Source organism: Pseudomonas sp. R4-39-08 (genome assembly GCF_003852275.1).
Taxonomy (GTDB): Bacteria; Pseudomonadota; Gammaproteobacteria; order Pseudomonadales; family Pseudomonadaceae; genus Aquipseudomonas.
Genome location: NZ_CP027733.1, coordinates 1,224,852 through 1,238,179, shown reverse-complemented (window position 1 = coordinate 1,238,179; position 13,328 = coordinate 1,224,852). Strand labels below are relative to the sequence as shown.

General features: G+C 60.3%; 11 protein-coding genes. 3 read left to right on the top strand and 8 right to left on the bottom strand.

Translation table 11 applies throughout. The features are described from left to right. Nucleotides 1-91: 91 nt before the first annotated feature. The 3 genes from C4J88_RS05420 to C4J88_RS05410 are packed head-to-tail and all read right to left on the bottom strand — an operon-like array spanning nucleotide 92 to nucleotide 3,022. Entirely contained in the window at nucleotides 92-940 is an 849-nt protein-coding gene (locus tag C4J88_RS05420) for a carboxylesterase (protein WP_124406399.1), read from the bottom strand. Beyond that, nucleotides 937-2,331 (bottom strand): aspartate aminotransferase family protein, encoded by a 1,395-nt coding sequence (locus C4J88_RS05415; RefSeq protein ID WP_124365997.1) that lies wholly within the window; start codon nucleotides 2,329-2,331, stop codon nucleotides 937-939. The genes C4J88_RS05420 and C4J88_RS05415 overlap by 4 nt, the downstream gene beginning before the upstream one ends. After that, the gene (locus C4J88_RS05410; protein ID WP_124365996.1) at nucleotides 2,324-3,022 is read right to left on the bottom strand and encodes an MtnX-like HAD-IB family phosphatase; all 699 of its coding nucleotides are present in this window, start codon (nucleotides 3,020-3,022) and stop codon (nucleotides 2,324-2,326) included. The genes C4J88_RS05415 and C4J88_RS05410 overlap by 8 nt, the downstream gene beginning before the upstream one ends. A gap of 231 nt (nucleotides 3,023-3,253) precedes the next feature. On the opposite strand from C4J88_RS05410, the gene C4J88_RS05405 reads away from it, so the two are divergent. Next, a complete protein-coding gene (locus tag C4J88_RS05405) occupies nucleotides 3,254-4,009 on the top strand; it encodes a MipA/OmpV family protein (protein WP_124406398.1) in 756 nt (251 codons plus the stop codon). Nucleotides 4,010-4,181: 172 nt separating this feature from the next. Here the strand turns inward: C4J88_RS05405 and C4J88_RS05400 are convergent, their stop codons facing one another. From C4J88_RS05400 to C4J88_RS05380, 5 genes are all read right to left on the bottom strand, one after another. Then, entirely contained in the window at nucleotides 4,182-4,586 is a 405-nt protein-coding gene (locus tag C4J88_RS05400; protein WP_124403228.1) for an EamA family transporter, read from the bottom strand. Further along, entirely contained in the window at nucleotides 4,583-4,963 is a 381-nt protein-coding gene (locus tag C4J88_RS05395; RefSeq protein WP_124406397.1) for an EamA family transporter, read from the bottom strand. The genes C4J88_RS05400 and C4J88_RS05395 overlap by 4 nt, the downstream gene beginning before the upstream one ends. Further along, the gene (locus C4J88_RS05390) at nucleotides 4,960-5,880 is read right to left on the bottom strand and encodes an arginase (RefSeq protein ID WP_124365992.1); all 921 of its coding nucleotides are present in this window, start codon (nucleotides 5,878-5,880) and stop codon (nucleotides 4,960-4,962) included. The genes C4J88_RS05395 and C4J88_RS05390 overlap by 4 nt, the downstream gene beginning before the upstream one ends. Nucleotides 5,881-6,077: 197 nt before the next feature. Continuing rightward, nucleotides 6,078-6,731 carry a DsbA family oxidoreductase gene (locus C4J88_RS05385; protein WP_124406396.1) on the bottom strand — a complete coding sequence of 218 codons (654 nt, stop codon included), beginning with the start codon at nucleotides 6,729-6,731 and terminating at the stop codon, nucleotides 6,078-6,080. 56 nt (nucleotides 6,732-6,787) lie between these two features. Continuing rightward, on the bottom strand, nucleotides 6,788-7,807 hold the full coding sequence (locus tag C4J88_RS05380) for an alpha/beta fold hydrolase (protein ID WP_124361488.1): 1,020 nt from the start codon (nucleotides 7,805-7,807) through the stop codon (nucleotides 6,788-6,790). A 182-nt stretch (nucleotides 7,808-7,989) separates the two neighbouring features. Between C4J88_RS05380 and metR the strand changes: the two genes are divergently transcribed. Together metR and C4J88_RS05370 are read left to right on the top strand one after the other, a co-directional pair. Further along, nucleotides 7,990-8,907 (top strand): transcriptional regulator MetR, encoded by a 918-nt coding sequence (metR, locus tag C4J88_RS05375; RefSeq protein WP_124365990.1) that lies wholly within the window; start codon nucleotides 7,990-7,992, stop codon nucleotides 8,905-8,907. A gap of 239 nt (nucleotides 8,908-9,146) precedes the next feature. Continuing rightward, on the top strand, nucleotides 9,147-13,328 hold the full coding sequence (locus tag C4J88_RS05370; RefSeq protein WP_124406395.1) for a dermonecrotic toxin domain-containing protein: 4,182 nt from the start codon (nucleotides 9,147-9,149) through the stop codon (nucleotides 13,326-13,328).

The window sequence follows — 13,328 nt, the reverse complement described above, 5'->3', positions numbered from 1 at the left end:
GCGAAAATCGCCCAGACAACGTACTCAGCCTGGCAGTACGCGTTATCGTTAACGACCTTCGCGAGCAAGCTCGCTCCTACAAGTAAAGGGATCAGGCCACACGATTGAGTTGCACCGAATGCTGCTCGACAAACGCGGCGCTCAACTCGATCACCCGGCGGTATTGCAGGTCGACCGTGATCATGTGGTAGCAGTTATCCAGCAGGATCTTGGTCACCGGGCCACCGAGGTGGCGCTCCACGTAATCGGCGTTCCAGCGGCTGGTGATGTCGTCCTCGATGGAGTGCAGCACCAGCGTCGGTACCTTGACCTCGGGCATGCGTTTCCTGACCACGGCGTTCAGGCGGTGCAACTCGCGCACGGTGATACCTTCCATGGTCAACAACCCCGCCTCGCTGCTTTCGCCTTGCTTCATCTGCCGCTCGACGACGGCCCGCAGGCGTTCGTTCTTGATGCCGTAGGGCGGCTTTTCTTCGAAGCTGCACAGGTGCACGCCGAACGGAATCTTCATCAGCAACGGCGTAAGAAACGCCAGTTTGTTGATGCTCCAGCCGTCGTACTTCAAGGTGGTGGAATACATCAGCAGCCCGGCAACCCGCCCAGGGTGTTCGGCAGCCACATACATCGACATCACCGCGCCCATGGACAAGCCGCCAACGAACACTTGCGCGTGACGCCGCTCGATCTGTGCGAAGGTCTTGCGCACCCCTTCGTACCAGTCCCGCCAGCCGGTGGCCTGCAAGTCGCTGTTATCACCGCAGTGCCCGGCCAGGGTGGGCACGTACACCGTGCAGTTGCCCGCCTTGACCAGCCCCCTGGCGACCTGGCGCAATTCCGTCGGGGTGCCGGTCAGGCCGTGAATCAACAGGATCCCGACCGGACCAGCACCGAGAACGAAGCCGGCATCACCTTCACCGAGGTCGATCTCGACGGCACTCACCGTGTGGTCGCTCGCACCAGCAGTTGCTCGAGCAGCTTCAGGCCCAGCTCGATTTCCGGGTAGCTGATTTCCAGGGACGGCGCCAGGGTGATCACGTTCTTGTAGTAGCCGCCCACGTCGAGGATCAGACCGAGCTTCTGGCCATCCACCAGCATGTCGCCTTTCATGCCCTCCTCGACCATGTAGTCCAGGGTCGCCTTGTCTGGGGTGAAGCCGTCCGGGCCGCAGATTTCGCAGCGCAGCGCCAGGCCCAGGCCGTCGACATCGCCGATGATCGGAAAACGTTTCTGCAAGTCCTGCAGGCCTTCGAGGAAGTATTTGCCCTTGGCCATGACCATCGCGCCGTAGTCGACTTCGCTGGTCATCTTGAACATTTCCAGGCCGACCGCCGTACCCAATGGGTTGGAAGCGAAGGTGGAGTGGGTCGAACCTGGCGGGAAGATTTTCGGGTTGATCAACTCTTCACGGGCCCAGATGCCCCCCAGCGGGTTGAGGCCGTTGGTCAGCGCTTTGCCGAACACGATCACGTCAGGCTGCACGTCGAAGTGTTCGATCGACCACAGTTTGCCGGTGCGGTAGAAACCCATCTGGATTTCATCGGACACCATCAAAATGCCGTGCTGGTCCAGCACATGCTTGAGTTCGCGATAGAAGTTCATCGGCGGGATCACGTAACCGCCGGTGCCCTGGATCGGCTCGACGTAGAATGCCGCGTATTCGCACTGGTTGGTTTTCGGGTCCCAGACGCCGTTGTATTCAGTCTCGAACAACCGCGCAAACTGCTGCACACAGTGGCTGCCGTACTCTTCCTTGGTCATGCCCTTCGGGCCACGGAAGTGATAGGGGAACGGGATGAAGTTGGCGCGCTCGCCAAAGTGGCCATAGCGGCGACGGTAGCGGAAGCTGGAGGTGATCGACGAGGCGCCGAGGGTGCGTCCGTGGTAGCCGCCTTCGAAGGCGAACATCAGGCTCTTGCCGTTGGACGCGTTACGCACCACTTTCAACGAGTCTTCAATCGACTGCGAACCGCCGACGTTGAAGTGCACGCGACCGTCGAGGCCGAATTTGTTCTTGGCGTCCACCGCGATCATTTCCGACAGCTCGATCTTGCCCTTGTGCAGGTACTGGCTGGCAATCTGCGGCAGGGTGTCGATCTGTTGCTTCAATGCATTGTTCAGGCGCGGGTTGGCGTAGCCGAAGTTGACGGCCGAGTACCACATTTGCAGGTCGAGGTAGGCCTGGTCTTCGGTGTCCCACACGTAGGAACCTTCGCAACGGCTGAAAATACGCGGTGGCTCGATGTAATGCACGGTGTCGCCGTAGGAGCAGTACTTGGCTTCCTTATCCAGAAGGATCTGGTCTTCAGTGGTAGCGATACGGATATCAGACATGATGGAAAATTTCCTGAGTGTCGGCAGTAAAGGAGGTGGCGTTGGCGGCGATGCCTTGTGGCAGTTGCGCCAGCAATGCGGGCACTTCGGCAAAGGTGTCGAAGCGCGCGTGGGGAATCTGGTGGGCGACGCAATACTCGGCGAGGCTGCCCTTGGCGAACACGAAGTCGGCGGTGGAGGCCACGCACATATCGGACTTGCCGTCGCCGATCACCAGCACGCGCTTGTTGCGCGGCGTGGATTTGCATTTGCAGTTGCCGGAAGCGGCGCGGCAGGCATCGCTGGCATACGGGAAGTCGATGCGCCAGCTGTTCTGGTCGACCTGGCGCAGGCGGTTGGCGAGGATCGGCAGCAAGGTCACGTAGTTGCGCGACAGAATGCGCGCGATACCCTGCTCGATGCCGTCGCTGACCACTTCGATGGTCGCGCCCAGGCCCATGACGTGATCGACGAAATCCGGAAAGTCCGGGTCGATCTCGACACTGTCGAAATAGGCCAGCAACTCGCTCGGGGTCGCCTTGATCAGCGCCAGTTGGCGGCTCAGGCATTCGCGTGAGCCGATATGCCCGTCCAGCCATTCCTGTTCGATGGTTTCCCATTCGGGACCGGCGAAGCGTTGGAGGACGTTGTCGATGACATCGGTGGGGGTGATGGTCCCGTCGAAGTCACACACGATATGCCATTGGATCATTGCGTCTACCTTTGGAAAGAGGCGCGCTGTATGCGCTTGCCTTACCGGTAGAGCAGGGAGTGTGCCAATTGGCCAAAGCCCAGCGGGGCTGGGGGTTTTCTGGATATTCCGAGCGACAGGTGCGCTGCAAGCTACAATTTTTGTAGCTTGCTACAAACAAGATGAGTGCTTGCGCAGGCGCCAGGGTTTGCGCGTTCATGCGCGCCTGTTCACTCATCAGGAACTGTGACCATGTTAAGGATCACATGCGCTGCACTCGTCGGGCTGCTGAGCCTGAGCGCCCAGGCCGAAGGCATTACCGGAGACGTCGGCGCAGGCGTCAGCTACCAACCCCACGACCCGACCGGCAGCCGCTATGAAACCCGCCCCGTGCCCTACCTGGACCTGGACTGGGGCGACGTCAGCCTGAGCATCGATGACGGCTTGACCTGGAGCGCATTGAACGCCCACGGCCTCACCGCCGGCCCGTACATCAATTATTTGTCGGGCCGTACCTCCAATGGTGCGCTGCAAGGCCTGCGCAATGTGTCGGACATGGCCGAGGTCGGCGGTTTCGTCCAGTACGCGCCGGCCGATTTCTGGCGGGTCTACGCGCAGCTGGGCCAGGCCGTGGGCGGTGGTCATTCCCAGAGCGGGGTGCTGGGCAAGGTCGGCGGTGAACTCGGTTACCCGCTGGGCGGTGGGATTATCGGCAGCAGCGGCCTGGTGGCGCACTTTGCCGACGCGCGCCAGAACCAGACGTTTTTCGGGGTGGACGATAACGAGGCGGCCGCCACGGGGTTCAAGGCCTATAACGCCAGTGGCGGTTTCCAGAACGTCACCTTGAGCCAGAGCTTCCAGTTCCCCCTGGCGCCCAACTGGTCATTGCTGACCAGTGCGAGTTGGGTGCACCTGGTCGGCTCGGCGGCCAACAGCAGCATTGTCAGGCAAGCAGGCGCGGTGAATCAGGGCCAGGTGCAGACGGCGATCAGCTACACCTTCGATTAAATGTGGGAGGGGTTTACTGTAGGAGCGAGCTTGCTCGCGAAAAACCTGAGAACGCCGCGTTAAACCAGATTCGCTGCGTTATCGTTGACGTTCTTCGCGAGCAAGCTCGCTCCTACAAAAAGCCCTAACTGACAGGCATTAGGGCAAGCCCCCTCCCACAGGGGGCCGTGTTTCAGTTTTCTTCGCCCTCGGCCAACAGGGCGATACCGGCAATAATCACCGCAACCCCCACCCAATGCAGCGGGCTGATGTGCTCCCCCAACCCCAGCCAAGACCCCAGCAGTACCGCCACAAACACTAGCGAACTCAACGGAAAGGCCAACGACAGACTGCTGCGCCGCAGGATCAGCATCCACACGAAAAACGCGCTGATATAACTGGCAATCGCCGCCAGAATTCCCGGGTTGCGCGCAACATCCGCCAGCCACTGCCAGGTGAAATCCATCTGCCCCAATTGATCACCGGCCACCTTGGTAAACAACTGCCCGGCACTTTCAGTGGCGATCAACAGCGCCCACAGCACCAGCGTGCCAAGCCGCCCATGCAACCAGCCCGTGTCGACGGTTTGCGTACTCATGCCTGGCCCCCCGCAATCGCCACCAACATCACCCCAACCGTAATCACCAGCGTGCCCAGCCAACGCCGTCGGCTGACGGTCTCCTTGAGCACCCAACGGCCCGCCAGCACCACCAGGCAATACGCCAACGCCGCCAGCGGAAACAGCAGGCTCAACGGCGCACGGGACAAGGCTTCGAGCCAGACGAAAAACTCGATGACATAGGCCCCGATGCCGGCCCAGAGCAATGGCGCATTGAACACCTGGCCCCAGAACGCGCGCAGACGGAAACCGCCATCGAGTTGCGGCAAACGGTCCACGCCCAGCTTGAAACACAACTGGCCGATCACATCGAGCACGATGGAAAGCGCCAGCAACATCACCACGGTCAGGCTCACGGGAACAACTCCTCGAACAGATCGATCAGCGCCGCATTGGTCGCGGCATTGCGCTGCAAATCCTGCGCGCTCCAACGCTCGGGCGGAGGCTGGTCGGACTTGGCTTCCCAGCGCTTGAACGCATTGCTGAAGGCAGGCGCGGCGAACTCGCCGCACACGTCGATACCAATGATGCGTTTATGCGCGGCCAACGCCCGCAGGGCCTGGAGCAAGTGGCTCAGGCGCATGCCGCCCTGGTCCCAGTTGGTGGCGGCGTCTTCACTGGCGAGCACGTCTTTGTCGAGGGTGATCCAGACCGCGTCGGTGGGCAGGCTGGCGATCATCTGGTCCAGGAACGTGGTCCAGTCCAGCTCCGCCAGGTTGCGCCAGTGCAGGTGATTTTCCTGCTGTCGGTGCCCGGCGCCATCGCCGACCCGGCCCCAGACTTTCGAGGGCGGGTGCTGCCAGGGGAACAGCTGCAACTGCCCGCGCTTGAGGGCCCCGAGGTTACCGCCGCGCAGCTGCGGGTTATGCAGGTCGTCACTGCAGGGGCCCAGGGTGACGATGCGTTTGATCGCCGGCATCTTGAGCGCGCGGTTGACCCACGAACCACAGTGGCGCTTGGGCGCAAAGCGCACCCAGTCGGGGTGGTTGTCGAAGTGGATCAGGCTGATGGGTTCTTTCAGGTCGGCGAGAAACGCCGGCGTGAGGTGGTGATAGTCGCCGGAGCCGACGAACAGGATTTCCGGGCGCGCATCCCTGGGCCGTGGCCGCTGGGCCAGGCGCTCGACGAAACGTTTCCAGGTTTTTTCGGTGGACCAGAGGCGCAGTTTAGGGCCCAGGTCCAGCAGATCCAGGCGCGTGGCCCGGCCGCTGGCCAACCGCTGGGCAATCGGCGCCTGAGCGGTGAGGCTGTGGTCGAGGTCAAGAATATTCAAGGCAGTGCTTCATCCCTAATGGCGGCGCCCAACCGCAGACCGGGTGGGCTTTAGGGGGTCAATGCAAGGGATGGGCCAGAGGGCAATGAACACAGGACACATGTGGGAGGGGGCTTGCTCCCGATGACGGTGGGTCAGTCTCTGCATACATTGACTGATCCACCGCCATCGGGAGCAAGCCCCCTCCCACATTGTGTTTACTGTTTGGCCTCCTTGATGATCTGACGAATCGCCCCAACAAACGCCTCAGCCGGCTGCCCGCCGCTGACGGCGTACTGGTCGTTGAACACGATGGTCGGCACCGAGGTCACGCCACGGGTGATCCACAGCTTCTCCTGCTCACGCACCTCTGCTGCGTATTCGTCGCTGGCGAGAATCTCGGCGGCGCGCTTGAGGTCCAGGCCGACGCTTTCAGCGATGATCGCCAGGGTCGCATGGTCGGAAGGGTCCTGGCCGTCGGTGAAATAGGCCTTGAACAGCGCCTCCTTGAGGTTGTATTGCAAGCCTTCCAACCCGGCCCAATGCAACAGGCGGTGCGCATCGAAGGTGTTGTAGATGCGGCTCTGGCCATCGGTGCGAAAGGCAAAGCCCAACGCGGCGCCCATGTCGCGAATGCGCTCGCGGTTGGCCTGGGACTCTTCGGCGCTGGAGCCGTATTTCTCAGTGATATGTTCCACGATGTTTTGCCCGTCGGCGGGCATCTTCGGGTTCAATTCGAACGGCTGGAAATGAATCTCGGCCTGCACCTCGGCGCCAAGCTCATCAAGGGCTTCGGTCAAGCCGCGCAGGCCGATGATGCACCAGGGGCAGGACACGTCGCTGATGAAATCGATTTTCAGGGGAGTACTCATGGGCAGGCCACCTCGCTGGCATTAATGCGCCGCAAAAGCGACACGATACACCACCTTCACAGCAGCTTCGAAGGCTCGCCCAGGTCGATCTGCGCCCAGTGCGCGGTATCTTCGCGATGGGCTTGCAGGTAAGGCAGCACCGCCGCCAGCAACGGCGCCTTGAACGCTTCCTGGAAACGGTGGGCCAGGCCTGGAATCAATTTCAACTGGCTGCCTTGGATATGCGCGGCCAGATGAACGCCGTGCATCACCGGCAGCAACGGGTCGGCGGTGCCATGAACCACCAGGGTCGGCACCCGCAACTGGTTGAGCAACGGCACGCGGCTCGGCTCGGCGAGGATCGCCATGATCTGGCGCTTCACGCCTTCGGGGTTGAACGCACGGTCATAGGACAGCGCCGCCTGATGCAGCAATGCCTGGCGATCATCCTGCACATTCGGGCTGCCCAGTGCCGCAAGCAAATCCGCCTGCTGTTCCAACGCCACCTCACGATTAGGCGCGCTGCGCCGCGACAGCAACTGCACCAACGCCGCGTTCGGGGCCGGCAGGCCTTCGGCGCCGGAGCTGGTCATGATCAGGGTCAGGCTTTCCACCCGCTGCGGCGCCATCGCCGCCAGGTGCTGGGCGATCATGCCGCCCATGCTCGCCCCCAGCACATGAAATTGCCGGACCTGCAACGCATCCATCAAACCCAAGGCATCGTCGGCCATGTCGGTCAGCGTGTAGGGCGCCGCCACCGGCAGGCCGAGCTTGTAGCGCAGCACCTCGAAAGTCAGGTTGGCGCTGGCCGGTGCCTGGCGCCAGGTGGACAGGCCAACATCGCGGTTGTCGTAGCGGATTACCCGAAAACCTTGCTGGCACAGGGCGACAACCACTTCGTCAGGCCAGTGGATCAACTGCCCGCCCAGGCCCATCACCAACAGCAAGGCAGGGTCGGACGCACGCCCGATACTCTGGTAGGCGATGCTTACCTGAGCCAGGTCGACCGTTTGGGTCGGGACATTGACGTCACATCGAGAAGCCGCAAAAGACGGCAGGCCGAACAACAGAGCGGCCAGTAAAAGCAACACACGCATGAAAAACACCGAAACGCAGAACCCCAGTAGAGCGCGAGTCTGATGAAGTTTGTTCAAGCGCGCTGCCACAGTTCGATGACAGTTTGATGAAGAGTGCCAGGCGGTCCTGGTCGACATGCACGGCAACATGAGACAAACTCACGCTATTCCGCTTCGTCACAAATTGTCTTCATGGAGAGCCCGTGCTCGAGATCCGTCACCTCAAGACCCTGCACGCCCTGCGCGAAGCCGACAGCCTGGTGGAGGCGGCCGAGCGCCTGCACCTGACCCAGTCCGCGCTGTCTCACCAATTCAAGGAACTCGAAGAGCGCCTGGGCATGCCGCTGTTCGTGCGCAAGACCAAACCGGTGCGTTTCACCAGCGCCGGCCTGCGCCTGCTGCAACTGGCGGACGCCACCCTGCCCCTGCTGCGCGGCGCCGAGCGCGACATCGCACGCCTGGCCGGCGGCACCGCCGGGCGCCTGCACATGGCCATCGAATGCCACAGCTGCTTCCAGTGGCTGATGCCGACCATCGACCAGTTCCGCGATGCCTGGCCCGAAGTGGAGCTCGACCTGGCCTCGGGCTTTGCCTTCGCGCCACTGCCGGCCCTGGCCCGTGGCGACCTCGACCTGGTGGTGACCTCCGACCCGCTGGAGCTGCCGGGCATCACTTATGTGCCGCTGTTCACCTACGAAGCCATGCTCGCCGTGGCCAACCAGCACCCGCTGGCGAATAAATCCTACATCGTGCCGCAAGACCTGCTGACGCAAACCCTGATCACCTACCCGGTGGAGCGTGATCGCCTGGACATCTTCACCCGCTTCCTGGAGCCGGCCGACGTGGAACCCGCCCAGGTGCGCACTTCGGAGCTCACGGTGATGATGATGCAACTGGTGGCCAGCGGCCGTGGCGTGTGCGGCATGCCCCATTGGGCGTTGCACGAGTACAGTTCACGCGGTTATGTGAAGGCCAAGCGGCTGGGCGAGAAAGGTTTGTTCGCCACACTGTATGCGGGGATTCGCGCGGACATGCTGGATGCGCCGTACATGCGTGACTTCTTGCTGACGGCCAAGGACACGTCATTTTCGACGCTCGATGGCGTGAGTGCGGTGCGCTGAGGCCCGCGACAGGCTTCCCGTTACCTGCATTGGCACGGCCCTGAACCTGTGGCGGCTCAGGAGCCGAAGCCTCTCTAACTGATGCTATGCGTTACCTGAGACCAACCCGGCATACTGCTCGGCTGTCCGAGACACATGCACCGCTGGGCCCCTTGGCGCCGCGCCTACACTCGACCCTCACATTCATCCGGGCGCACGGCACCCTCGCTCAACCTGCGCCCTTGAGTAAGGGTTCGCGCATGCACACTTCATTGCCTTCTTCCCCAGCCCGACAGGGTGACGATCCACAACCGATCCAGGCCAAAGACAAGCCTCTCGTCACTTTTCAGCCTGTGACGTTGCCTGTGGTACCCCCGGCGTCTTCGACCGAGGACCAGCAGGAGCACCTCATCGGCGAGCTTGCCAAACTCAACGTCCAAACCAACGACCTGATACAGGCACAGCCAAGCCTGGGCAGGGTGTATCAGCATAAATTGACTGAAGCCTTTCCCCATTCGCCCCGGCCCATCAATCCCAAGCAGATCTTTTACAGCCGTTACCGAGAGGACCAGGAGGGGCAACGGCAACTCTTGTCCAGCGAGCCGCTGGGGTCGTTGCTCACCCGGTTGCGCACGCCAGACGGCGGCACCTATTTGACCCAACAGAGCGGTGCCTTCTACCGGGAACCCAACACACTGGACGCGGACAAGCGCCTGTCTTCAAACGGCACAACGGCGCAGCTGGCAGGCTCGACGGAAATCGCCATCATCCAAAGTCTGAACGCGTTCTGGGACACCGCCGAGGACGACCAACCCGACCCGGAGGAACAACTGATTGCCTTGCGTCGCCAGGTGCTGGCCCATCAACTGGCGCTGCGCACGGTGGATGGCGCGTTGTCGTCGGCCGGGCGGACACTGGCCGACAATGTGCTCAAGTACCCCACTGCGGCGGCGCGGGAAAAGGCCTTCGCCATCGACAACAGGCCCGCGGTATACCGGCTGATGCTGGAGGACGGCAGTGAGTTCGCCGCCGCATTCATCCTCAACGCCACAGGCAGGACTCCGCCTACGGGCAGCGTGATGCTGTACAGCCCGGGCGAGGCGTTTGAGGAATATGAAAACCTGGACCGTTTGAATCAGGCCGTGGCGGCGCGCATACGCGAAGGCGGCCCGGCCGGCAAGCGCCTGCTCGCAAGCCTGTCGAAAACGGCCCGCGCAGGGCTGCCCGGTTTGCCCGTGCTGGCCGCAAGCCCGCCAACGATAGAGGCCGATATCGTGGCGCACTGTGTTCGCTCAGTACGAATTCGACAATATTTTGCTGTGCGCGAAGCCCTGCGCAAGGAAACATTGCCGGTGGCCGGCGAACTCGATCTGGCGGCGGACACCACCCAGTATCTGGACATCACCGATGCCTTTGCCACACGTAATCTGCACCTGATAGAGGTGCGCGAACCCGAGTGGCTGAAAACTGCCGACGTGCACGACCAGGCCCGCTACAGGCAACTGGAACAGGCGATGAGTGACAGCAATGCGGCGCTCATGCCTTTTCTTGAAAAGGTTCAGACACTGGAAGCGTTTTCACTCGAACACACAGACAAGGTCCTGAAAAAACAGAAACCGGCCTATGCCGACGTGGATATTGCCCCGTATAAAAGCCTGGTTCGTCTGCGTATATCCGCCTCCCTGCCGGTCGAGCTGATGGGGTATCGCGACGAGAACACCTCGGTCGTTTACATCACCGCCGATGAAAAAATAAACATCCCACGGTTTCTGCAAGGCCAGACACTGACCAGTGGCACCTGGAAGAGCCGGGTCGTCATAGACCTACGCACACTGGGCAGTTACGCCCAGCGCAATGTCGACCCATGGTCCGCCCATGACTTCCACAGAACCATCAGCGCCACCGCCACCCTTGTCGATACCGACGGCAACACCAAGGGCACGCTGGGCGATTCGGATTTACGCGCGCTCGCCCAAGAAGCCGACATTGGAGAAAAATACGCCGAGTACCTCAGGTCAACCTTTGCGCAGGGCAGCGAAGGCAACAGCTTCGCCACCGCCTGGCAGCGCGCCAACGCGGCGAAAATGCACAAGGACGCCCTGGAGAGCCGGTTGAATCCCGATGTTCACAAGCTGTTTATATTCAAGACGCCCGGGAGCGGGCTTGACTGGATAAAGACGGTGGTCGAGTACCCCGATTCCACAGAACGCCCCCGGGTCAGCGCGTTCGAGATCGACGTGAACCTGTTGGTGATGGGCGGCGCACTGGATGAAGGCCGAGGGGGGCAAGTGATCAACGGCGTGTTGATCATTCAGCGAAAAGGCACCACGCCTGGCGGCGTCTGCGTGCTGTATACACCGGATGCCCCGGATGAAGCGCCGTTCAGGGAACTGACCAACGGCCTGAGCGAGCTGGACGCGCTGAAGGCAAAACCGCAATGGCGAGCCTACTTCAGCGCGCGCATGGCCACTAACGATGCGCACGAGCGCTCACGGATCTTCAGCGACACACGCGGCGTGCACCGCTATGCGTTAACAACGATAACCGGCAATTTTCACGCGTATTTGTATCTGGTGCAGCTTGGGTTTCAACTCGCCCATGCCGCTTTCCGTTCACGCAGCAATGCGCAGATTTCCCGCGAGTCCACCGTAAACGCCTTTATGTTCGGCATTGAAGTGGCCGATCTTTTTATCGGCCTGGTGCCCGGCAAGGCCGCACAGACGTTTGTGCGCAGGGGCATAGAGAAAGGGCTAAGCCTGACCAGACAACTGGGCCGCCGTATGCCGGGGCTGGTTCGAAAAATCGGCACCCACCACAGGGCACGCATCGCGGTCACAAAGGCTTCGATCCGGCCGTTGGAGCCGGCCTGGGTCGATGTTGCCGCGTATCGGTTGCCCCAACCGATCGACGCATTCTTTGATGTGGAAGAATTTGCCCAGGCGAACCACTACACGCTGTGGCGCACATCGGGCAACGCCCCGTGTTTTTTTGACAAACACAATAATCAACTGATCGCGATGAGGGATGAAGGCGGGCGTTATCACCTGTTTCAGTCCTTTGTCGAAGACGGTGCGCGCTATGTAAAAGACCCGGCAGGAAACAGCGCGAACTTTATGGTGGTGCCGGGCGACGCAAAAAGCTGGAAGCCACGTTTCGAACGCACGACAGCGGGCGGCGGCACGGTGATGGGCATGCTGCGTGGGCTCACGCCTGAACAGCAAGTCGATGCCGACCTGATCGCGGCGCTTGGTATTTACTCAACAGATGAGCAGTTAAGGTATTTCGAACCCCTCATTAAAGAAATGACAGAGCCACAGAAGCGAACACTGCTGGCGAACGCACGAGAGCAGATGGGTAATATCGACGAAGCCACCTTTCGTCGCAGGGTCTCGGGGCAGCGGAATTTAAGCCCACGCGCCAAAAATGAATTACGTGACGCATTGTTGAGGCTGCATTCGGAGGCGGACATTTACGTCCACATAAACAGATCAACCTCGAACCTGATCACTCCCCTGCTCCCGTTGGACAAAGATAAATTGTTTAAAAAAATAAAAAGACTAATTGGCAAAAACGATAACTTTTCAAAAGAAATCCGAGCCTCCATTAGAATTCAGGACCCCGACACAAACGCACAGTTTGTAGGTTATGCGATCACACCCAAGCAGATGAAGAGCCTGGATAAATTTGATGAAAATTATAAACTTTCAACTTGGTCATCGGATTCGCTCAAGGCGTTTCTAAACGAAAAAGGACGCCAACAAACGCTTACCCGAATAGCTACCGATAATAAAATTACGCGCGAAGAGGCGCTGGAATCGCTTTTGTCGAACCCTGAAGTACAAAAATCCTTAACCCTGTTCAGAACAATAAAATTCAAGGAAAAGCTCAAGGAACTTGGCGTGGTGTCCTACGCCGAGGACTTTAAAAAATCCGGCATTCCCTATGTCGCCATGTCACGCGGTACATACAAGAGTGGTGAGTCTGGCGTAAGAATGATCGACAGTGTCGCCGTCACGGATTTTGAAAATAACCTCCCTCGGTTTTCAGCGTCTTTAGAGTTTGACGCCCCCCGTGTACCCATCAAAAAAATTGAAAAACCATCCCCTGCACCGACACCTTCCCCGGCTCCCCCAACGGCCCGAGACCCCGCGGTCAACATCGTGAAGCAGGACGAGTTGTTAGAAGCGCAAAGCCCGCTGCTATCAGAGAGTGCGAGAAACAAACTCGAGCAGATCACTCAGGACATTCAGGCAGGTCGTGTCAGCCGCAAAAAAATCGGCAACTACACCTATACTGATTTACCCCAGATAGAGGCAGGCGCGGGCCGTGGTCGATGGCGGGTGGCCATTGAGCGCACCGCAAAAGAGGATGGCAAAGATGTCTTCGTACTCCGAGGTATCTTTGATTATCACGATACCCGGTCGGTCGCCTGGGGAATGTAA